Raw genomic sequence first — 21,686 nt, 5'->3', positions numbered from 1 at the left:
TCAGCCGAGGTTGTCGAACTGTATGGCGTCGTCGGCGACCAGCGGCGCCAGCAGCGGGCGGCCGATCACCTCGTCGAGGAGGTACGGACGCAGGCCGTCCCCAGGGGACTTGATGGCGATGTCCTCGACGGTCAGGACCTGCCCGGCGCTCAAGTCGCGGGCGGCGACAAGCTTCTTCGCCATCTTGCGCAGGGCCGGGGCCTCGACGGGAAGCTGACGCTTCTCGGGACTGCCCAGGGAACGGCGGGTCCGCTCGAGGCTGTCCACCAGCTCGCGCAGGTGGTTCGCCTCCAGCGAGAAGTGGTGGTCGCTGCCCGGCAGGGTGCGGTCCATGGTGACGTGCTTCTCGATCACGCGGGCACCCAGCGTGTAGGCGATCACACTCGACTCGGTCTCGACGTCGTGGCCCGACAGGCCGACCACCACGTCCGGGAACTCCTCGCGATAGGTGTTGATCACCGAGAGGTTCAGTACGTCGGGGGTGGCGGGGTACGCCGCAGTGCACTGCAGCAGCGCGAGCTGGTAGTTGAGCGGCGCGATGGTGTCGACGGCCCTGCGGACCTCTTCCATGTCCGCGCCACCGGTACTCACGATGAGGGGAATACCCGTCTTGGCCGCGTGGGCGAGCAGGGGCGTATTGGTCAGATCACCAGAGGCAATCTTGATGGCCGGAACACCGAGTTCCGCGAGGAAGTCAACACTCGGGAAATCAAAGGCAGTCGAGAAGAAATCGATGCCCAACTCGCGTGAAAGCTCGGCGAGTTGCCGGTACTCGTCGAACCCGAACTCCACCGCTTCGCGGTGCGCGCCATACGTCGGACCGAAGCTGTTCCGACCCGTGTAGGGCTCGTTGTACATAGCCTTGGTGAACAGGGCCTTGTTGTCGCGCTTCTGAAGCTTCGCGGCGCTTGCGCCGGATTCCGCGGCCATACGGATGAGTTCGGCCGCCTTCTCTACATCACCGCCGTGATTGTGTCCGATCTCGGCGATGACATAAGCATCTGCACTGTCGGTAATTTGGTTCTCACCGATAGTGATATTGCGGGGCATGGGTCGATTTTCCCTTACATGTACATTACCCCGGGAGATCAACGGGACATAATGCATATCTCGCCCCCCGGGTGATTGACCGACCGAACGGTAGCATGATCTGATCATGTTGACACGCATTGCCTTCTTCCAACTAGCCCAGCTGTGTGCTTAGTTGTCATGAATGATGATGCATGTCCGAATTGAACGCGATCGGCTACCGAGGTAACGGAAGCCCCTTCCGCCGCTCTTAGGTGCGGCGTGACACTTCGACTAATTGAGAGACATGGATCTGTGAGTATTCTGCTGCTGCACACGAGGAATCTCAGTCGCCGCAATCACCTAGCTCGGGTGCGGGATTACGCCCGGGAACACGGCGACCGCCTTTTGATGGTCATGAAGGACGCCACCTGGGAGAGTTCCTACGTCGATCGTGTCGTATCGGCGGATACAACCAGCATCGAAGAGACCGTGGCCGCGGTTCGCGCTCTGATCGCCACCGAGGACGAACCCGTACGCGGCGTGGTGACTTTCGTCGAGCAGAGCGTCCCGGCAGTAGCCGCCGTGGCGGCGGAGCTGGGTCTCCCATCCCTCGAGGAAAAGGCCGCCTATCTCGCTCGCGACAAATACGCGATGCGCTCCGCATTCGGCCGGGCCGGCCTTCTGCAGCCGGGATTCCACCTTGCCGCAAACCTGGAGGAGGCCGTCGAGGGCGCGGACAAGCTCGGATATCCCCTGGTCCTCAAGCCGTTGATCGGCGGCGGCAGCAAGTACGTACGCCGGGTGAACGACGCCGCGGAGCTGGCCGAGCACTTCGGGCCCATTCAGAAGGGCGCCTGGACCGGCTTCGCCCACGACCCGCTGCACACCCGCACCCGGGAGCAGTACAACGAGGCGGTGCTCCTGGAGGCGTACGTCCCCGGTTCCGAGATCAGCGTCGAATCGATCGTCGTCGACGGCGGGACCCGGGTCGTGGCCATCCATGACAAGCCGCTCCCGATGGAAGGGCCCTTCTTCGAAGAGGTCTACTACACGACGCCGACCCGGCTTTCCGCGGAACTGGTCGAGCGCATCACCACGGCCGTCGAAGCCGCCCATGACGCGCTCGGTATCAGCACCGGCGCCACCCACACCGAATTCCGCATCACCGCGGACGATGAACCGTACATCCTCGAAACGGCCGCACGCCTGGGCGGCGGACCCGTCTACCAGTCCGTCCTTCTGAGCACGGGTATCGACATGGTCGACGCCCTGCTCGACGTCGCGACCGGCCGCGAGCCGCAGCTCGACGTGCCGAACGCGCCCACTCCCACCGGCTTTTACCTCTTCTTCGCCGAGCGGGCCGGTGAACTGGTCGGCGTAGCGGGCCTGGAGACGGTTGAGACCGACAGCCGGGTCAGCGAAATCATGCTGTACGGACAGCCCGGTGATCAGGTTCTCGTTCCTCCGCACGCCTCGGCGGCCCACGGGCATGTCGTTTTCTCCGCCGCCACCCCCGAAGCCGTGGACGCGGCATTCGGCGAGTTCCGCGACGCCATCAACGTGGAGGTCCGATGAGATACCTGGTACTCAACCGGACCCCGCTCACCGGGCGCCGCTTCCCCGACTGGCTCGGCGCCGACCACGAGGCCGTACTCCTGACCGACGCGGCCGCCGTCTCGTCCGACCCGGAAGTGCGTTCTGCCCAATTGGCAGGCTATGCGCACGTGGAAGTTATGGACGACTTCCACTTCAACCCCCTGGTGGAGAACGAAGCCCTGACGCTTCACCAGAAATGGGGATTCGATCGGGTCATCGCACTCTCCGAGTTCGACATCCTGCGCGCCGCCCGGCTGCGTGAACTGTTCGCCGTACCCGGACAGGACGTCGCCAGCGCGACCGCGTTCCGTGACAAGCTGGAGATGAAGCGAATACTGGAAAGGGCTGGAGTCCCACTGGCCCCCTACGCACCGGTCGCCCACCTCACAGACCTGCTCGAATTCATCGACCAGCAGGGATACCCCATCGTCGTCAAGCCGCGATCGGGCGGCGGCTCCATCGACGTCGCCATCCTCCACGGCCAGCAGGACGTCGAAAGCCTCCTCGCAGCCCACCGCGACTTGGGCACCGACGACGGCGCCCACCTGCTCGCCGAGAAGTACATCGAGCATGAGCTCTTCCCTGTCGACGGCATCATCGTGGCCGGGGAAACCCTGTTGATGTGGCCCTCGACCCATGGCCACACCACCTGCCTGGACTTCAAGGAGGGAGGTGCGCTCCAGAGCTCTCTCCTCGACCCGTCCGACCCGCTGCTCGAGCCCATACGGAACCTCACCCGCCAGGCCCTGGTCGCGTTGCCGACCCCGGACACCTCCATGTTCCACGCCGAGATCTTTCTCGATGCCGATCGACGGCTGGTGTTCAATGAGATTGCCAGCCGAATGGGGGGCGGCAGAACCGAACACATTCTGGAGCTGAGCTTCGGCGTCAAACTGCCCGAGCTCTACGTCAAAGCCCTGAGCGGCAACGAACTGCCCCAGATCCCCGCCCTGCCGGTGCAGATCTCCGGCTGGTCACTGTTCCCGCCACGCCCAGGCACTGTGATCGACATCCCCGCCGAATGCCCTGTCGCCGGCACCACCGAGTACCGCCGCCATGCCGAACCGGGAACGGTCCTCGCGGCCGCCCGGATGAGCGTGGACAAGATGGGTTCTGTGCTCGCCACCGGAGAGACACGCAGTGAGGTCGAGACGGTATTGGGTGAGGCTCTGAACTGGTTCGAGCAGTCCACCGTCATCCGGCCCGAAGGCGAAGGCAGCCAATGATCGAGACGCTGCGCCTTGCCAGGCGTACGCCGGGCTGTCTGCTCCTGCTGATCGGCAACTTCGCCGTCGCCTTCGGCAGCAACATCGTGCTTCCCTACCTCGCCGTCTTCCTCACCCGGGAAGAGCACCTCAGCCCGGTCGTCGTGGCCCTCGCCATCACGGTGAAGTTCTGGTCCCAGCAGGGCCTGACCATGCTCGGCGGTTGGATCGCCGACCGCGCCGGCGCCGCGACTGCCGTATGCACCGGTCTGCTCGTCAGAGCTCTGTCCTACCTGCTGCTGCTCACGGTCTCCGGATCCGCAACTGTCATCTGCGCCTGTGCCCTCCTCGGGTTCGGCGGCGCAATCTACGTTCCGGCCTCGAAATCGGCACTGGTACGGCTCCTGGGCGCCGGCGAACAGCTCAGGACCGTGTTCGCCCTCCGCAGTACGGCGAACAACGCAGGCAACGCCCTCGGCCCCTTGGCAGGCAGCCTCCTGCTGTTCCTCGCCGACGCCCGGATCGGCTTCCTGATCACCAGCGCCCTCTTCGTGGTGCTGGCCGTCGTCCTTCTGCGTCTGCGTCCCCTGCTGGCAACCGACCAACCGACAAACACGAGGGGCACGGCAACAGGGGACCCCGCAACCGCACGAGCTCCCATTGACTACCGGAATCTCTCCTGGATCGTGCTGTGCGCCTTCGCCTTCGGCTTCTGCTACATCCAACTGGAGTACGCACTGCCGATCTTCACCGGTAGCGTGCAGAACCCCTCGTTCGTCGGCGTGCTGTTCACCGTCAATGCCCTGGCCGTGGTGCTGCTCCAGGTACCCCTGAACCAGTCCCTCAGCAAGACCAGCAGTTCAGCGCTTGTCATCTCCGGCTCGCTCCTCCTGATGGCAACGAGCTTCGCGGCTGCCTCCCTGGGAACGATGCCCGGCCTGATCGCGAGTGTTCTGCTGTTCTCCATCGGAGAGGTGCTCATCGACCCCCGGATCGACAGCGAAATCGCCGCCTCGATGCCCGCGCACCGGCACGGCATGGCCTTCGGCTTCATTGGCACCGCCATAGCCGCAGGCGGAGCCGCCGCCAATGGCCTGGCCGCCGCTCTGTCCTCCGATCACGGAGCCGTGAGCCGTGAATTCTGGCTGCTCTTGGTCGCCGTGAGCGCCGGCTTCGCCGCGATCGTCTACTTGGCCTCGCTGGCTACGTCGCCTCGGCTGGTGGCGAGTTCGACGAGATCCTGAGCGCGGGTCGACTCCTGGGTAGCTCCAGGCGGGCACCCACGCCTCGGGCACCAACTACCTATGCTTTGCTGTTGGTGAGCTTCGCTCGGCAGGGTGAGGGGCTCCGAGCCTCCCCCTGCTGAACTCCTCGTTGTGCTCCGCCATCCGTCCAACGACACTTGTGGTCCGTCGACCAAGTAGTGGTGGAGGGCGCTTTCGGTCGTACCGACGAATTCCGCGGGGATGACGCTGGTGTCGATCCAGCAGACCTGGGCGTGCTTGCGCAGCTCGCGGGTTTTCGGGCTCACCAGTCCACTCGTGGGCAGCGAAGACAACGGTGAGGAAGCCATTGGGCGCTTCGACGCCCCACGCCCCGTGGATGATGTGGGCGATCTTCAGGGCCTCCGGTTGCACTGTCAGGCCGGTCTCTTCGTATAGCTCGCGCACGGCGGTCTCGGTAATGGGCTCACCGGGTTCGCTCTTGCCGACGGGGAGGTCCCACATGCTTCGGTGCGGATATCCGCCAGCGCCAGATCGGCTTCCGTGCGGAGCCGTACGAGGTCGGCGGGTGTCAGGCGCAGGGTGCGGACGGTGATCGTGCAGGACGGTGCCGTCGGGATGGACCTCCGTGCTCGACGCGGGGATGACCGATCCCTGCTGGGTGATCCGTGTGCCGATCTTGTAGATGTCGTAGTCGACGTTGACGCTGTCGGCGACGGCCTGTTCGTACGTGTACTGGCTGACCAGGTTGTTGTCGAAGAAGGCGAAGGTCTGCTGGATCGGCGTCGCGGTCAGACCGACCACATGGGCGTCGAAGTACTCCAGGACCGGGCGCCACCGCCCGTAGATCGACCGGTGGCACTCGTCGACCACGATCACGTCGAAGTGGTCGGGCGGCAGGTCGGGGCAGTAGCTCACGGACGCCACGCGGCCCGCCAGCCGGTCGGCCCGCTCGGTCTCGAAACTCTCGTCGTCCTCGGCCGGCACGGGGATCCCCGAGAGCTTGCACCACAGCCGCTGGATCGTGGAGATCACGATCTTGTCCGAGTCCGCGACCGCGCCCTTGCTGAACAAACGCAGCGGCATCTGCTCGTGCAAGGGCGTCTTGGCCCCGAGCGGTACGAAGTCCCGGTACTCGTTGTACGCCTGTCTGCCCAGGTTGTTACGGTCCACCAGGAACAGCACCCGGCGGGCGCGCGCGTGGCGCAGCAGGCGGTAACTGCTTACGACGAAACGTCCGCGAGCTACCTCGCCAAACTCCGCCTCCCGCGAACGAACCCTCTGGGTCAGCAGCCTCCTGCAGGCCCGCTGATCACGACCACGGACAGGCCCCAGAAGAACCGTCTCCTCGGTCCAGCACAGCTACCGCGCCCACAAGGCGTCCACGCACACCCCGAGTGTCCCTTCGGGCCGTTTCCTGTACGGGCCGTTTCTCCCGCACCCCGGTCGGGCGGCAGCCCCGTGATCCAAGGGCCGCACAGCACCCTGATCACCTGCCGCCATCACAGGGCACGCGTGCCCACTTTGCCGGAACTCCATGGCCACCCGAAAGGGAAGACCCCAGCTCGTAGGCCTGGCCCGGGATTCACCTTGGAGTTGCCTTCGGCATTCAAACCCACAACCTACGCATTACAGATGCGCAAGACGATCTGGGCCCATCGGGCCCCATCTGACCCTCAAGCCCACCTCACGAGGCGGTGGTTTAGACCACTCATTGGTCAAGGAAAAGCAAAAGCCCCAGGTCACGGCGAGTGAGTCCTGAGGCTTCCACAGAGCCGCCTTCGGGATTCGAACCCGAGACCTACGCATTACGAGATCGCCAGAGCATTACGCCGGACTTCCCTGACGTTCCCCGCCTTCACCATCCGTGCAGGTCAGAGGATGGTGTCCCTTGTCGTGGTGTACGGGATCAGTGGCTGGGAGTGCGCGGGCGTCTGCCCGGGGCGCACTTCCACGGGTGAGGACCGCTCCCTGAACAGGAGGTGGGCCATCGCGTAACTCTCCTTGGTGAACGCCCAGTTCAACCACGAGGAGTGCACGATGGCCCTGTCCCAGTCTGAACTGATACGGCTGCTTGAGTCACTACGCTCGACCGACGGAATCGAGCTCATCCGCGCCATCGCCGAGCGAATGGTGCAGGAGTTGATCGAGGCCGAGGCGAGTGCTCACATCGGTGCGGAGTGGAACGAGCGCACGCCGACGCGGACCAACGTCCGCAACGGGCACCGCGAGAAGGTGCTGACCACGCTGGCCGGCGACCTGGACCTGGAGATCCCCAAGGTCCGCACCGGCAGCTTCTTCCCCAGCCTGCTGGAGCGCCGGCGCCGCATCGACCAGGCCCTCTACGCGGTCATCATGGAGGCATACGTGCATGGCGTCTCCACTCGCAGCGTCGATGACCTGGTCAAAGCCCTGGGCGGGGACAGCGGGATCTCCAAGTCCGAGGTCTCGCGGATCTGCACGATGCTGGATGAGCCGCTGACCGCATTCCGCACCCGCCCGCTGGACCACGTCCGCTTCCCCTACGTCTACTTGGACGCGACCTACTGCAAGGCGCGGGTGAACCATCAGATCGTCTCCCGGGCCGTGGTCGTCGCCACCGGCATCACCGAGGACGGCAACCGCGAGGTCCTGGGCCTGATGGTCGGCGACAGCGAGAGCGAGGCGTTCTGGAAGGAATTCCTGCGCTCGCTGCGAGAGCGCGGCCTGTCCGGGGTTCGCCTGGTCATCACCGACCAGCACGCCGGGCTGGTCGCTGCGGTCCGCAAGGTGATGCTCGGCGCCGCCTGGCAGCGGTGCAGGGTTCATTTCCTGCGAAATGCCTTCAGCGTGATCGACCGGGATTCCGGTGAAATGGTCGCCGCGACGATCCGCACGATCTTCACCCAGCCCACCGCCGGCCTCGTGCGCACGCAGCTGGACACCGTCGCAGACATGCTCGGCACCCAGTTCCCCAAGGTCAAAGCGATGCTGCTGGAGGCGAAGGAGGATCTGACCGCGTTCGCGGACTTCCCGCCGCGGCACTGGAAGAAGATCCAGTCGACGAACCCGCTGGAACGGGTGAACCGGGAGATCAAGCGCAGGATCGATGTCGTCCAGGTCTTTCCCAACGACGACGCGCTCATCCGGCTGGTCACCGCCGTGCTCTTCGAGATGCACGACGAATGGATCGCCTTTCCCCGCCGCTACCTCCCCGAAGGCAGCATGGGCGAGATCTACCGCGAACTCCCCGAAAGCGACCCGGCGCTGCCCAACACTCCAAACACGCCCGCCAGTTGATCCCCAACACCACGACGAGGGACACGACCGGTCAGAGGGCACGGTGGTGCCCGGGGCTTGGTGATCGTTCACGGGGTTTCACTGCCCTTCCGGCCCCATCCGGGCCCCAGGGAAGCCCCGTCGGCGGGCTGGCCGGGCCCCAGCCGGGCGGGCCTCCAGTTCAGGGCCGGGCGGCAAAGGGGCGTCCAGCGCACCGACCTTGCGACGCAAAGAGGCCCTACCCCGGTAGGGCCTCCGCCGCATAGAAACACTGTTCGTTAGTTTGACCTGCTGGTTTACGTTGGTGATGGCACTTGCTTAGCCGCGTCGGCTGGCGAGCAGGCGTCGGCGAGGGCTCCGGACTCCGGGGGCGCCAAGGCATCGGCGGCGTTCGTCAAGACTTCAAGCCCGGTTTCAACAGCCGCTCACGCGCCTGAGCGAGGCGGGCGCGCAGTACATCGCCGTTCACCTCTTGCAGGCCGCCCCTCGTCAGCTTGTAGACCCACGGGCCCGGGATGTCGGCGAGAGGTTCGAGCTGGGGGTACAGCTCTCGAAAGTGGGCAATCCGCTGCCGGGTGGGGGTGTTGTTGTCAGCAAAGACCAGATACCGAGCCGAATGATTGATGATCGCTTCGAGCTCTAGCAGGTTGCTGAGGATGCGCTGGTCTGCCCCAACGCAGATCCGGCCGGCGACGCTTGCGTCCGCTATCCACTGCTCGTCCAGGACCGCCTCAGCGGGTGTGACGCCGTAGAGATCCCCGATGGTCTGAACGTCCGGGCACAGCTCCCGAGCGGCTTCCGCGAACCGCTTTGCGTTCGTGCTCCGATCCAGGAACAGACGCAATCCCCCCGCTGTGGTCATGCAGCCTCGCGTTCGATCCGTTCCTGCACCTCGTCGACCTGATCCACTGGCAGCGCATAGTCGTCAGCGACATCCTGGACGGACTCGCCCGCGCGCAGGTCACGCTGGACCACGTACAGGGGGGTGCCGGTCTTGATGAAGAACGGCTGGCCGAAGTTCACTCCCGGCAGCACCGTGATGTCCGCAACCTCGTAGCCGGGAAGATCGATCTTTCGGGCGTACTCGTTGCCTGAGTCGTCGTATTCGATCCGGGTGAGGTATCGGTCGATCACCTCACGGAAGACGTACTGACCATCCTTCAGAACGATCAGCTTGCGTGTCTCCCGCTTGTCGTCGCCTCCCAGGTCGTCGCCGATCTCGTACAGCAGCTGGGCTCCCGCCACGTACAGCCTGCGTGAAGCGAGGGCGTGCTGGACGCCAAGCTGCTGCCGGACCAGCTCAAGGGCTGGCCTGATCTTCTGCAGCGGCACGTTCGCTCGACGCAGCGCGGACAGGAACATACCCTCCGCCAGACCGATGAAAGGGATCGACGGATGCGGCGAATGAGGGGAACCCAAGTAAGTGATCAAGGGTTCGCCAAACACGTCGGGACGGTTCAGGAACTTGTTGTGGTAGCCCCTGGCCCATCTACGCAAGGTCGAGGGTGCCATGTCCAGGTAGCCAGCGGCCTCGGCCTGCGTATACAGCGGCACGCTGAAGCGCACTTCTTCACTGCTGCCAGCCACGGCTACCACCTCCTCTCCCAGTCTCCCAGCCCCGAGCGCAGGACGATACACAGCCGTCCCGGCGTGTGCAGAGCTATGCGTAAACAGAAGACCCCGCCCGGCTAAGACGACCGAGCGGGGGCTGCAGATATGTTCACGGCACGGCAGGCGCGCGAGGCGGCGGCGTAGTCCAGTCGTCGAAGTAGCCGAGGGTCTGGCCGCACAGCGTCCAGCGTCTCGGGGAATGGCGCCGTGGGCGTCGGCGTCGATGCAGGCGGTGGGTGTGGGGATGCTCGATAGCCCGTCGTCGCTGACGCTGTCCGGGACATCGTCAGAGATGCTCGGCTCGAACCCGTGACGCTGGCACCTGTTGATCGGGATACACAGAGAGCATGCCGATGCCGTGCATGTAGCTTGGCGATCAGGGCTGTTGCTTGCCGTGGGAGAACAGCGCCGCCTCGACCTGCTCTGGCAGGACGCCTCGTTTCTGCGCGTAGTCCTGTACTCCCTCCAGGTACTGCCTGTACTGGTCCGTGGTCCAGCCGTTCTCCGGCCAGCTGGTGTCGACCGCTCCCTGGTCTTTGAGAGCTCGCGAGACGACGCTGTCCAGGATGACCGGCCGATAGGGCCGGGCGGGGCTCTCGCCCCCGGCGAAGTACAGCACCTTGGTGAAGAACGCCGCCCCCAGGTAGGGGATGTGCTGGTCGTTGTTAAAGGCCCAGTATGCCTCCGTAGCCCCTCGCTCTCGGAGTGCCGCGAGTGCCGCGTCGAGTCGCGCGTCGATGTCAGTATCTGAAGAGTGGCGAAAGATTTGCGCGCTCCTGCCTACTGACCGGGCCTTGGTGCCCGTGCCCCAAACCAGCACCGCAACGAGCAGGTGCCGACGTCCTTCAACGGTGTCCGCTTTGTGAGCGATGCTGAGCACGGTTCGGCGGTCCACCCGCGGCCACTTTCCTACGAGCGGGCATGAGTCGAGTTCGGCCGGCCACCACGTGGCGTCTGGCAGCGCGGGTATCCAGCGGGCTCGATCGAAGGGGATCGCCTGGCCGAGCACTGTGTCGTGGTCCGGCAGGTCGAGGTCGTGTGGCAGGACGATCACTGTGGCTCCTTGCTGCAGATGCGGAGAAGCGAGTGCGGATCGGCGATCCCGACGGTGTCCTCGTCGTCGGGGCCGTAGACCACGCACATGTCGTCGTGGAGCGGTTCGAGCATCCGCCGGGCCTCGACGAGTTGTCCCTCGGACAGTCCAGGAATTCGATGGCGCGCCGCAGTTCGATCGCGTCGTCGCTGGCGTCGCTGTCCGGCCCACACCTGCCGCCGGACGGCCTCGACCTTTTGCAGGGCGACGGTCACTTGGCCCAGTTCGACGCGGCGGTGCGCGGCCTGGGGCGGCAGGAGCGCACCCTTTTGGGTTCGGCGGTGCGGAGAAAGCGCCCGTGAGGGCGTCGAACTCGGGCGGGACCAGGCGGTAGTTGCCGCAGAGGAAGCGGACCGTGGCCCGCTCCATGCACAGGTCGAGCGCCGCGGCGGCCGACTCGACAACGTCACTGGGGAACTCGGCAGCCTGGGCGAGACAGCTCCTCCACGAGCAGGACGTCTGTATGCGCCGGCCTGCCGGATGTCCTCGCGGAGCCTGGCGGGGCCGCTGATGCCGACGCAGCACAATGCACTTCTGGATGACGGGTCAGGAAGCTGGACCGTCGATGCCGAGGCGGATCACGGCGAGTGCCTCGGCGATCTCGACGGTCATCTCGTCGTCAGGGCCGAACACCATGCACATGTCCTGGTGGAGCGGTTCGAGGACCTGCCGGGCTTCGACGGCCCGGCCCTGGGCGAGTAGCAGCATCCCTATGTTGTGCCGTAGCTCCACGGCTTCCTCGCTCGCGTCGCTGTCGACGGCCCGTACGACGTTCAGCACGCCCTGGAGCGCGTCGAGCGCGTCGGTGACCTGGCCGAGTTCGGCGCGGCATCGGGCTGCCTGGGCGCGGCAGGCGCGGGCCTTCTCGCTGGTGGGTCCGGCGATGCGGGCGTACGCGTCGGCGAGGGCGTCGAATTCGGGCAGGGCGGCCCGGTAGTCGCCGCCGAGGAGGCGGATCGCTGCTCGCTGGCGGCGCAGCGCCAGGACCTGCTTGCTCTCGGGGCCCAGGGCGAGGCCCGCGGGTTCGATGACTTCGCCGAGCACCTCGGCGGCCTGTGCGAACCGCTCCTCCTCCAACAGGGCGTCGGAGTGGGCGTACGCCTCCTTGATGTCCTCGCGCAGCTGGGCGGGGACGGGCACCGGCTGGGCCCCTGGGAGGACGGCTGTCGGCGTCGAACCGCCGGGTGCGGGGGCCTGGGCGCGGGCGCGGGGTGCGAAAGGGCGACGGAACACGCCCGTCGGGTCGGGTACGCCGGTCGGCCCAGCATCGGCTGTGCCGGGTTCTCCGCCTGGTGGCGGGAGGAACGGCAGCAGCCGCGCGTACACCTCCTGTGTGTCGGCGGGCCGCGCCTCGGGCGCCTTGCGCAGCAGGTGCAGGACCAGCTCCTCCAGCGCCTCGGGGACGTCGGGCCGCAGTTGTCGCAGCGGGGTGGGGGCGGCGTTGACGTGCTGATACATCAGCAGGTATTCGTTCTCCGCCTCGAACACGACGCGTCCGCTGAGGAGTTCGTGCAGCACACAGCCCAGCGCGTACAGGTCGGTCTGCGGGGTGATGCGTCCGCCGCGGACCTGCTCGGGCGACATGTACTGGTGGGTGCCGATGGGGCTGCCGGTGGCGGTCAGTTTGGTGACGTCGGTGCGCAGGATCGCCGCGATGCCGAAGTCGAGGACCTTCACGGTGCCGTCGCGTGAGACGAGGATGTTGCCCGGCTTGAGGTCTCGGTGGATGACCGGCACGTCGTGCGCGTACGACAGCACGGTCGCGACCTGTGCGGCGACGGCTGCCGCCCAGCTGACCGGCAGCGGTCGGCCGGGGTCGAGGTAGGCGGACAGCGGTACGCCGTCGACGAGTTCCATCACCAGGAACAGCCGCTCGTACGACGCGTCGAGCACCGCGTCGTACACCTGCGGCACGCCGGGGTGCTGGATGCGCGCGGTGATGCGGGCCTCGCGGCGGAAGCGTTTGGCGAACTCCTCGGCCAGCTGCGGGGAGGTGACCGACGCCTGCCGGATGAGCTTCACGGCGACGGGCCGGTCGAGCACGGCGTCGTAGCCGCGCCACACGTCGCCCATGCCGCCGTGGCTGAGCTCCTCCAGGAGTTCGTAACGGTCGGAGATCGCCTCCTGCGGCACCTTGCCCCCGGTGTGCGTGATGAACAGTCACGGTCAGGGGTCAAGTGTGACCGCTGCGTCGATCTGCCGTCCAGCGGTCGCGGTGCTACATGCACGGGCGCGGCGGTAGACGACAGGCGAGAGGGGGCGGCGGCCGGTCGGCTTCGCGCCGACAGGACGTAGTCCGCCCAGACCGTATTGCCGGGCCGCCCTGGCGCGGGTGCCAGTCCCAGCGGTCAGCGAGGTACTCAACCAGGAGCAGGCCGCGGCCGGTGTCGCGGAGGTCCGTGGGCGTCGTTACGACCGGTATGCCTTCGGTGCGAGTGTCTGTGACCTCGATCCGTACGGTCATGGCGTCGCAGGCCAACGCGAGGTGGAAGTCGCGGCCGGAGACCCGGCCGTGCCGGACGGCGCTGACAGCGAACTCAGCAGCGATCGGTGGGCAGGTGCGGACACTGAAGAAGATGATGACGATCGCGTCCGCACTGAAGTTTCGGGCAACCCCACACCACTCACCAAGTGAGTGCGAGCGCGCCTACGCCTACATGGGCAGCGCAGGGAACACGACCACCGAGCCGTCCTTGTTGCGGGCAATCTCAATCGCCACGTCTGTCGTGCGGCTGTTGACCATTACGCCGTCGCCCAGCTTGTGAATCCGGTTTGCCGCGCGCATCAGGCGATCGACTTCACCGGTCGTGAAGACGGGTCGCAAACCTTGCGGGCCTGCCAGCTCCAGCGCCGACAGGCGTTCCAGGACACCAGCGATGCTCGACTCCAGTTCGTCGAGGCGCTGCTGGTCGCGCTTGAGTGCGCGGGCGAAGTTCTCGAACAAGTTGTCAGGGTCGTCCTGGGCATGCTCGACGGCCTGCAGGACGATGACACGCCGCTTCAGCGCAATGGCCAAGGCAGCGAGTTCGAGGTGGGTGCGGAACGTGCCGCCATGGTCGTCGACGCCGGGGAACGACTTGGTCAGCGTGCCGATCTCGACGGGTTTGGCGTCGGGCAGCTTGTCGAGTGCGCTCTGCCACCGGGCAAGGCGGCGGTCAGCGGCGCCCAGCGCCGTGTTGATGGCATGCACTGCCGAGTCCAGTCCTAGCGAGACACCGAGCTTGCCCTGGTCGAGCAGAATGGCGGTGGCTTTGTCAATAGCATCGCGGCAGCCGTCGAGTTCGCTGTGCTCGTCTTCGAGCTTCTGTTCGTGCAGTTGCTCCAGCAGTTCTGTGATGTGTTCGATAGCCTGCTGGCGCTTGTAGTCGGCATTTGCGCTCGCCCCCACCGCTACGGCCATGAGCACAAGCGGCGCGGCTACGGTGAGCGCCGCGCTGCCGGCGACAGCGACGCCGGCTGTTGCGCCGGCTCCACCGACTGCGCCTGCTGCTGCCGCCTTACCGACTGGCACGAACGTCGGCTGGCCGACGATGCTGCCCGTTGAGTTCACGAGTGCACCGCGGATGCCGTCGGCCGCCCCCTTCGCTGCCATCGGGCGAATGATGCCCTGGCCGAACTGGGCGGCGACCTTCGCCGGAACCACCATGCGATACAGGCCTTCGCTGGCAGCGGTCGCTGTAGCCGCCACAGAGGAATTTCGCGCTGATTGCGTGATGAGCTGCGACAGGTGCTGTGCCAAGGGACTCGCGGCATCGAGCGGAATACCTCGGCTGCGGTCGAGCTGGTCGGGTAGCGGATGTACCTCAAGTGTGGCAATCGGCTCGTCGGCCAGGACGGCCAGCACACCGCGCAGTTCAGCCAGGCGCTCAGCCGTCATCGGCTCGTCTCCGGTCAATGCGGGCCCCCGGACGTCACCGGTCGCCAGCGTCCACACCGGAACGATTGCCTTGCGGTCTTCAGTCATCGTCTCCCTTTGTTTTCCAACAACAGCCCATGGCTGACGTCCGACAAGAACGGTATGAACCTCGGGTACTCAGTTGCAGGCGCCGGTGAACTGACGATCACCGGGGCAACCCACCAGATCACCTACGGCCGTCAGGCCGCAGACGAATCGAGGCCAAAGGGTGCCCCGGCTGGCATGTCCAGCCGGGGCGTATCAGACGTCGTCGTCCAGGCCCTCCTCGCGGCGGATCATCCGCCACGCGGCCTTGCGGGCGCTGCGGTCCAGGCTGGACTTGAAGCCCTTGTCCGGGCCGAAGTACTGGCGGCCCATGCCCGCGATGGTGTCGATGTGGTCGGCCATCTTGTCCGCGAAGACGTTGTCGAAGACGAGGCCGAAGTTGTCCTCGTCATTGACGACGGCCGCCGCCCGCACCTTCGGGTCGGCCTTGGCCTCCTCGAACGGGCGGATGACGTCCTGCTCGGTGAACTCGGTGCCGAAGCGTTCGTTGAACTTGTCGATCAACTGCGAGAGCAGCGACTTCTCCGCTTCTTTCGCGCCGCCCGAGCCGTCGCCGAAGCCCTGCATCGTCGTCGGCCCCTCGGAGGTGAGGGAGACGTCGTACTCGCCGGTCTTCTCCACCCGCATGTGGCTGAGGTCGATCTCGCCTATGTCCACGCCGCCGTCCGCGCGGCGCGGCAGCCGGTTGAGGAGGTAGCGGCCGTAGAGGTGGAGCCGCTCCAGCTCGGCGTCCCGGTAGGGGACGATCTGCGCGAGGAAGCCGTACTTCCTGACGTAGTCGTTGAGGTCGGCGCGGAAGCCCTCCGCCGTCTCCTGGTCGTCCTCGTCCTCGCTTTCGAGCAAGGGCGTGAAACGGGCGACGGCGGGGGACAGCAGCCGGTACAGCTCGGCGTGCAGCTTCTCCCACTTGGACTGCGAGCCTGCCGCCTTCTCCTTGGCTGCGAAGTACGCGGCGGCGAACTCGTCCATCTCCTGCCCGGACAGAATCGGCGCCTGCATGACCCGGCTCTGCGCGGTGTAGAGCAGGTTGGGGTCGGACGGGAGGGTGTTCGCCTCCTCGAAGTACGGGCGGAAGGAATCCTGTATGTCCTCGGCCTCGTTGACGAAGTCCAGGACCGCCAGGTCGGCCTGGGTCTTGCGTTCGGCGGTCCGGTTCAGCCGGGACAGCGTCTGCACGGCGGAGATGCCGGTCAGCGTCTTGTTGACGTACATCGTCGTCAGCAGCGGTTGGTCGAACCCGGTCTGGTACTTCTCCGCGACGACCAGGATCTTGTACTCGCGCTGTCCCGCCCCGCCGGCGCGGGCGGCCTTGTCGTCGGCACGCGTGTACGCGAACGCCTTCGGCAGTGCGCTCTCCGACAGCCCGCCGTTCTCCTTCGGTTCGGTGGTCTCCTCGCCGTCGACGGTGAGCGAGCCGGAGAAGGCGACGAGGACGCCCAGGTCGGGGTACTTGGTGTCGTAGTCCCGGTCCTTGATGTAGCTCTTGATGGCGCGCGCCATCTGTACGGCGGACTGCCGCGAGGCGGTCACCACCATCGACTTGGCCCGCCCGCCGAGACGGCCCCGGCTGTGCGCCACGAAGTGCTCCACGATCACCGTGGCGTGCTGGGCGACCGTCGAGTCATGGGTCAGCGCGTACCGGGCGAGCAAGCCGTTCGCCTTCGACGGGTCGACCTCCCGCTCGTCGGGGTTCTGGTTCACCAGCTTCCAGTACGTGTTGTACGTGACGTAGTTGCGCAGCGGGTCGAGGATGAAGCCCTCCTCGATCGCCTGCCGCATGGAGTACGTGTGGAAGGGCCGGTAGGTCGCCTTGCCGTCGATGTCCTGCAACGTGCCAAAGAGTTCGAGGGTCTTGGCCTTCGGCGTGGCGGTGAAAGCGAAGTAGGAGAGGTTCGCGGCGCGGGAACGCTGCTCGGCCCGCTTCTTGAGCTGCTCGTCAAGGGTGGCGGCGGCCGGGGCCTTGACCGTGGTCGCGCCCGCGTCGTCCGAGTCGGAGTCCAGGCCGAGGTCCCGCAGGGCAGACCGTACGGCGGTGGCGGCGTCGCCGGACTGCGAGGAGTGTGCCTCGTCCACGATGATCGCGAAGCGGCTGCCCCGGATCTCGGTGGGGTTGCGCTGGAGGTAGTCGAGCAGCGCCGGGAAGGAGTGCAGGGTGACGGTGACGATCTTCCCTGTGTCGCGGGAGAGGGCCTTGGCGAGCTGCTCACCCTTCGCCCCGTGCTTCTCGTCGATCTTCACGACGAGACCCGCGGTCTGCTCGAAGTTCCCTACGGTTTCCCGGAGTTGGGCGTCCAGGTTGCGGCGGTCGGTGATGACGATGACCTTGTCGAAGACCGGCACGCCCGGCTTGAGGCCCTTGGCCACGGCCTCGGCGTCGAGCTCCGACGGGCCGGTGGGGGTGTGCAGGTCGCTGAGGCGGTGCGCGAGCCAGCCGATGGTGTTCGACTTGCCCGAGCCGGCCGAGGCCATGACCAGGTAGTCGTGTCCCGCGCCGTGCGTCGCGGCGTGCGCGGTGAGCTTCTTGACCGCGTCCCACTGCTGGAACCGGGGGAAGACCATCGTCTTCGTCGTGCCGCCGCCGGGCGTCTTGCTCTTGTGCAGGTGCACGAACCGCTGCAGCAGGTCCAGCCAGTTGTCCGGCTGCCAGACCTGTTCCCAGAGGTAGGAGGTCGCGTACGTGCCGTAGGCGGTGGGGGCCGGGTTGCCTGCGCCGCCCGGCTGACCGGGGCCGTTGGAACCGGTGTTGAACGGTAGGAAGCGGGTCTTCTCGCCCTTCAGCTGGGTGGCGACGAAGACCAGGTCCGAGTCGACGGCGAAGTTCGCGACGACCCGGCGCGTGAAGATCAGCTCGGTGGGATCGCGGTCGGTGCGGTACTGCTCCTTGGCCTGCTCCACGCCTTGCTTGGTCAGCGGGTTCTTCAACTCGGCCGTGGCGACGGGGATTCCGTTGAGGAAGAGGGCGAGGTCGAGCCGGTTGCCCCAGTCGGCCTGCTTCGTCGCGTACTCGAGTTCACGGACGACGGTGAGGCGGTTGGCCCGGTAGCCGTCGAGCACGGAGTCGTGGGCGACGAGGTTCGGCTTGAAGTAAGCGACGCGGAGGAGGACGCCCCGGTCCTTGACGCCGTTGCGGAGGACATCCAAGAGCCCGTTGGTGGCGATGGCCTGGTCGAGGCGACCGGCGAACCCGCGCTGCGCCTCGTTCGGGTCTCCGCCGTAGACGGTGAGCAGTTCGTTCCACTCGTCAGGCTGGGTCGCCCCGATGAAGGTGAACAACTCGTTGGTGTCCAGGCCGAGATCGGCCCGGTAGTCCTGCGAGCGCGCCTCACGCCAGCCGCGCTCGACCATGGCGGCGACGATGGCATCACCGAAAGCGGACTCCGTGTGGATGGGGCTCATGGCTACGCGCTCACTCCGTCCGTTACGTTGCGCCCGCTGGCGGTGGAGACGTCGAACTGGCCGGTTACGGCGGCGGTGATGAGGGCTTGACGGCGCTCGGATTGCAACCTCAATCGGCGAGACAGAGCATGCTCGACTGCCACCGTGTCCTTGGCGATCTCTTCCGTGCGTGCCACTACACGCCGTTGTGTGTCGAGAGCAGGAACAGGAACCTTCATGAAGCGCACGTTGCCAGCTTCTAGGTGCGGGTGCAGCGCCCCCGTCTGCTCCCGCAAAAGCGCACTCCGACCCCAGTGGCTTCGAAATGCATGCCACAAGTATCGAGGAGAGAGGATATTCCTGTCGGTCCGCGCGATAAGCAGGGCATGACAGCTGGCGCCCACATACTCGTCATCGACTAGGCCGACCTCACCGATAGCGCCGGTCTGGACGATAAGAAGGTCTTCGAAGCCGAGACGAATCCGCGGCCGTTCATCAGCCCACTCCTGCTTCACGAAGTACGGCTTTCGCGCGAAGTCAATTCTGCCATTCTTGATGTGCAGAGACTGAAGATAGCGAACCCCGTCATCTACGAACAGGTCGCGCGTTGGGCCGACATATCCATTCGTCAGCTGATTCAATGCGTGGTTTAGTGGCAGCATGCGCCAGTCGGGGTTAGCGGTTTCAGGCTCGATCACGTTGAGATCAGGCCCACCTTCAGCCTGAACGCTGTCGTGGAATGCCACGACCTGTCGTTCCGTGACAAGTTTCTGTTGACGTTCGGTTGCGCGATTCAGTCCGTCGATGCGAGCGGTCTCGGCGTCGAGGAAGTCGGCGATGCGGCGCTGCTCCTCAAACGGCGGAAGAGGGATTGGGAATTTCTTGATGTCACGCTGAAACAGGTGGAGTACATCCATGCCATCCTTTACGGACCAGATGTGCTCCTGAATTGCGCTGCTTGCGATGACGTAATACAGAAATCCCGGATGGATCCCAAAGGGACGCAGCACAGCGATAGAGCCGTTTACTGTAGCTGGGCGAGGGAGATAGCGCACGATATTGACGGTCCCGATGGTGAATCCATCCTTGGTGAGGAGGACATCGCCTTCGGAGAGTTGCAGTTCCGGTGATTCCCCGTACCGGAACTCGGAGATGTAGTTGACATTGGTGAAGTCGATTTCACGACTCTTGATGTTCGGTGTCGCTAGAAAAGCGTATCCGCTGGGTTGGTATTCTGCGGCAGTCAGGGCTTTCCAGCCAATGCGAGCATTGACAGTTGCCACCCAATCCAATCGAGAGGTACGCCAATGACCGGGAAGGCCCTCGAATCCGAGCGTCACTCGGTCACCTCACCCAGCAGCGCCTGAATCTCCGCCTCAAGCGACTTCAGCTCCGCGTCGATCTCCCTCAGCGGCCTCGGCGGCTTGTACACGTAGAAGTGCCGCGTGAACGGGATCTCGTAACCGATCTTCGTCTTGGTGTGGTCGATCCACGCGTCCGGGACGTGCGGCAGCACCTCGCGCTTGAGGTAATCCTCAACGTCCTCGCCAAGCGGGACGTTCTCGTAGTCCCGCAGGTCTGCGTCCGGCTCCGAGGCCCCCTTGATCTTCTGGACCTCGCCCTCCGGGTCCCGGACGCCGATCGTCTCCCGTACCGCCTTCGCGAACGGCGCGCCCGACGGCCACGTCAGGCCGGCCGCGACCACCGCGTCCTTGAGCGCGATGAACGCCTCGGACTTCGTCGTCCAGGACGAGCCGAGCAACGTACGCACCGCCGCGACGAACTCCTCGCTCCGTTCCAGCTTCGCTACCGGCTTGGCTTCCGCCAGCGCGGCCAACGTCTCCTCCGTGACCTCGAAGCGGAGCTTCAGCGGGCGTTCGACGGTGATGCGCTGGTAGCCGAAGTCCTCGTTGGCGAAGAGCTTCACCTTGCCGTGCAGCGGGTGCTCGGGGTCCTTCGCGACCTGGGCGGCCTCCGCGTACAGTCGGGTGATGTCGCCGATGTGGTCGGGGCGGCCGTTCGTCCCGTCGCCGAGTTCCTTGCGCTTGTTGCCGAGCGACTTGCGCATCTTCTGCCACTGGTCGCGCGCGTCGAGCAGGACGACCTTGCCCTTATGGTCGGCGTCCTTGCGGTTGGTGAGGATCCAGAAGTACGTGGAGATGCCGGTGTTGTAGAAGAGCTGGTCCGGGAGGGCGACGATGGCCTCCAGCCAGTCGTTCTCCAGGATCCAGCGGCGGATGTTGGACTCGCCGGACTCGGCCGCGCCCGTGAAGAGTGGGGAGCCGTTGAAGACGATGGCGATGCGGGAGCCGCCCCCGCCGTTCACGTCCACCGGCTTCATCTTCGAGATCATGTGCTGGAGGAAGAGCAGCGAGCCGTCGTTGATGCGTGGCAGGCCCGCGCCGAAGCGGCCGGCGTCGCCGAGTGACTTGTGCTCGTACTCGACCTCCTCCTTGACCTTCTTCCACTCCACGCCGAACGGCGGGTTGGCGAGGATGTAGTCGAACCTGCGGCGGGCGTGGCCGTCGTCGGAGAAGGAGTTGCCGAAGCGGATGTTCTCCGGGTCCTGGCCCTTGATCATGAGGTCGGAGCGGCAGATCGCCCAGGACTCGGGGTTGAGCTCCTGCCCGTACACCTCGACCGTCGCGTCCCGGTTGAGGGCCTTGATGCGGTCGTCGGCGGCGCTGAGCATGCCGCCCGTGCCGCAGGCCGGGTCCATGACCGTGCGGACGACACCCGGCAGGCTGAGGGCGTCCCCGTCGGGCGCCACCAGCAGGTTGACCATCAGCTTGATGACCTCGCGCGGGGTGAAGTGCTCACCCGCGGTCTCGTTCGACTGCTCGGCGAAGCGGCGGATCAACTCCTCGAAGATGTAGCCCATGTTGTGGTTGGGCACGACATCGGGGTGCAGGTCGAGGTCGGTGAACTTGCCGATGACCTGGTAGAGCAGGTTCGCGCCGTCGAGCTTCCTGACCTGCTGGTTGAACTCGTACTTGTCGAGGACCTCGCGGGCGTTGTCGGAGAAGGCACCGACGTAGATCTGCAGGTTCTTCGCCGCGTTCTGCGGGTCGGCCGCGATCTTCTTGAGCGTGAGCTCGCTCTTGTTGTAGAAAGCGTGGCCCGAGGCCTTCCGCAGGAAGCGGTCGGTGTCGATGTCCTGGCCGGCGAAGCGGGTCACCGTCTCGACGACCTTGTCCCGTGTGGGCTCCAGGACGCATTCCAGGCGTCGCAGCACGGTGAACGGCAGGATGACCTTGCCGTAGTCGGACTGCTTGTAGTCGCCGCGCAGGAGATCGGCGACGGACCAGGCGTGGTTCGCCAGTTCCGTGTGCTTGCTGCTGTTCAAGGTTCCC

General features: G+C 65.7%; 15 protein-coding genes and 2 pseudogenes. 5 read left to right on the top strand and 12 right to left on the bottom strand.

Annotated features, from left to right (window positions below; all coding sequences use genetic code 11):
• Complete coding sequence (locus AB5J53_RS26485; protein ID WP_369248149.1) at positions 1-1,050, bottom strand: N-acetylneuraminate synthase family protein; 1,050 nt, start codon at positions 1,048-1,050, stop codon at positions 1-3.
• Positions 1,051-1,425: 375 nt separating this feature from the next.
• On the opposite strand from AB5J53_RS26485, the gene AB5J53_RS26480 reads away from it, so the two are divergent.
• Genes AB5J53_RS26480 through AB5J53_RS26470 form a run of 3 tightly spaced genes read left to right on the top strand, consistent with a single transcriptional unit; the run spans position 1,426 to position 5,056 of the window.
• A complete protein-coding gene (locus AB5J53_RS26480; protein WP_369248148.1) occupies positions 1,426-2,586 on the top strand; it encodes an ATP-grasp domain-containing protein in 1,161 nt (386 codons plus the stop codon).
• Positions 2,583-3,833 (top strand): hypothetical protein, encoded by a 1,251-nt coding sequence (locus tag AB5J53_RS26475; protein ID WP_369248147.1) that lies wholly within the window; start codon positions 2,583-2,585, stop codon positions 3,831-3,833. The genes AB5J53_RS26480 and AB5J53_RS26475 overlap by 4 nt, the downstream gene beginning before the upstream one ends.
• The gene (locus AB5J53_RS26470; protein WP_369248146.1) at positions 3,830-5,056 is read left to right on the top strand and encodes an MFS transporter; all 1,227 of its coding nucleotides are present in this window, start codon (positions 3,830-3,832) and stop codon (positions 5,054-5,056) included. Before AB5J53_RS26475 ends, AB5J53_RS26470 begins: the two co-directional genes overlap by 4 nt.
• A 140-nt stretch (positions 5,057-5,196) precedes the next feature.
• Here AB5J53_RS26470 and AB5J53_RS26465 read toward each other — a convergent pair.
• Positions 5,197-5,539: pseudogene (locus AB5J53_RS26465) on the bottom strand (NUDIX domain-containing protein); the annotation flags it as partial.
• Between the two features lie 201 nt (positions 5,540-5,740).
• Positions 5,741-6,325 (bottom strand): annotated as a pseudogene (locus AB5J53_RS26460) (DEAD/DEAH box helicase family protein); the annotation flags it as partial.
• Between the two features lie 750 nt (positions 6,326-7,075).
• On the opposite strand from AB5J53_RS26460, the gene AB5J53_RS26455 reads away from it, so the two are divergent.
• A complete protein-coding gene (locus AB5J53_RS26455; protein ID WP_369251977.1) occupies positions 7,076-8,314 on the top strand; it encodes an IS256 family transposase in 1,239 nt (412 codons plus the stop codon).
• Positions 8,315-8,687: 373 nt separating this feature from the next.
• Here the strand turns inward: AB5J53_RS26455 and AB5J53_RS26450 are convergent, their stop codons facing one another.
• From AB5J53_RS26450 to AB5J53_RS26440, 3 genes are all read right to left on the bottom strand, one after another.
• A complete protein-coding gene (locus tag AB5J53_RS26450; RefSeq protein ID WP_369248145.1) occupies positions 8,688-9,155 on the bottom strand; it encodes a hypothetical protein in 468 nt (155 codons plus the stop codon).
• Complete coding sequence (locus AB5J53_RS26445; protein ID WP_369248144.1) at positions 9,152-9,880, bottom strand: DUF433 domain-containing protein; 729 nt, start codon at positions 9,878-9,880, stop codon at positions 9,152-9,154. The genes AB5J53_RS26450 and AB5J53_RS26445 overlap by 4 nt, the downstream gene beginning before the upstream one ends.
• 400 nt (positions 9,881-10,280) lie before the next feature.
• Positions 10,281-10,958, bottom strand: coding sequence for a hypothetical protein (locus AB5J53_RS26440; RefSeq protein ID WP_369248143.1), 678 nt, complete (start codon positions 10,956-10,958; stop codon positions 10,281-10,283).
• Positions 10,959-10,990: 32 nt separating this feature from the next.
• On the opposite strand from AB5J53_RS26440, the gene AB5J53_RS26435 reads away from it, so the two are divergent.
• Positions 10,991-11,299 (top strand): hypothetical protein, encoded by a 309-nt coding sequence (locus tag AB5J53_RS26435; RefSeq protein ID WP_369248142.1) that lies wholly within the window; start codon positions 10,991-10,993, stop codon positions 11,297-11,299.
• Positions 11,300-11,543: 244 nt separating this feature from the next.
• Here AB5J53_RS26435 and AB5J53_RS26430 read toward each other — a convergent pair whose 3' ends face one another.
• The 6 genes from AB5J53_RS26430 to AB5J53_RS26405 all read right to left on the bottom strand — a co-directional run bounded on the left by AB5J53_RS26430 (position 11,544) and on the right by AB5J53_RS26405 (position 21,679).
• A complete protein-coding gene (locus tag AB5J53_RS26430; protein WP_369248141.1) occupies positions 11,544-13,130 on the bottom strand; it encodes a serine/threonine-protein kinase in 1,587 nt (528 codons plus the stop codon).
• Between the two features lie 85 nt (positions 13,131-13,215).
• A complete protein-coding gene (locus AB5J53_RS26425) occupies positions 13,216-13,545 on the bottom strand; it encodes an ATP-binding protein (protein ID WP_369252477.1) in 330 nt (109 codons plus the stop codon).
• Between the two features lie 105 nt (positions 13,546-13,650).
• Positions 13,651-14,961, bottom strand: a complete 1,311-nt coding sequence (locus AB5J53_RS26420) for a hypothetical protein (RefSeq protein WP_369248140.1) — start codon at positions 14,959-14,961, stop codon at positions 13,651-13,653.
• Positions 14,962-15,153: 192 nt separating this feature from the next.
• Complete coding sequence (locus AB5J53_RS26415; protein WP_369248139.1) at positions 15,154-18,354, bottom strand: type I restriction endonuclease subunit R; 3,201 nt, start codon at positions 18,352-18,354, stop codon at positions 15,154-15,156.
• Positions 18,355-18,356: 2 nt separating this feature from the next.
• Positions 18,357-19,673, bottom strand: coding sequence for a restriction endonuclease subunit S (locus tag AB5J53_RS26410; RefSeq protein ID WP_369248138.1), 1,317 nt, complete (start codon positions 19,671-19,673; stop codon positions 18,357-18,359).
• Entirely contained in the window at positions 19,670-21,679 is a 2,010-nt protein-coding gene (locus tag AB5J53_RS26405) for an N-6 DNA methylase (protein ID WP_369248137.1), read from the bottom strand. Before AB5J53_RS26405 ends, AB5J53_RS26410 begins: the two co-directional genes overlap by 4 nt.
• Positions 21,680-21,686 lie beyond the last annotated feature (7 nt).

Origin of the sequence: Streptomyces sp. R41 (assembly GCF_041053055.1) — a bacterium.
Lineage (GTDB): Bacteria > Actinomycetota > Actinomycetes > Streptomycetales > Streptomycetaceae > Streptomyces.
This window is presented reverse-complemented; position numbering and strand designations above follow the sequence as displayed.

Excerpts from the sequence above, each read along its gene's own strand:
- AB5J53_RS26485 (WP_369248149.1), bottom strand. The coding sequence starts at position 1,050 with ATGCCCCGCAATATCACTATCGGTGAGAACCAAATTACCGACAGTGCA.
- AB5J53_RS26450 (WP_369248145.1), bottom strand. The coding sequence starts at position 9,155 with ATGACCACAGCGGGGGGATTGCGTCTGTTCCTGGATCGGAGCACGAAC.
- AB5J53_RS26455 (WP_369251977.1), top strand. The coding sequence starts at position 7,076 with ATGGCCCTGTCCCAGTCTGAACTGATACGGCTGCTTGAGTCACTACGC.
- AB5J53_RS26480 (WP_369248148.1), top strand. The coding sequence starts at position 1,426 with ATGAAGGACGCCACCTGGGAGAGTTCCTACGTCGATCGTGTCGTATCG.
- AB5J53_RS26420 (WP_369248140.1), bottom strand. The coding sequence starts at position 14,961 with ATGACTGAAGACCGCAAGGCAATCGTTCCGGTGTGGACGCTGGCGACC.
- AB5J53_RS26470 (WP_369248146.1), top strand. The coding sequence starts at position 3,830 with ATGATCGAGACGCTGCGCCTTGCCAGGCGTACGCCGGGCTGTCTGCTC.
- AB5J53_RS26415 (WP_369248139.1), bottom strand. The coding sequence starts at position 18,354 with ATGAGCCCCATCCACACGGAGTCCGCTTTCGGTGATGCCATCGTCGCC.
- AB5J53_RS26475 (WP_369248147.1), top strand. The coding sequence starts at position 2,583 with ATGAGATACCTGGTACTCAACCGGACCCCGCTCACCGGGCGCCGCTTC.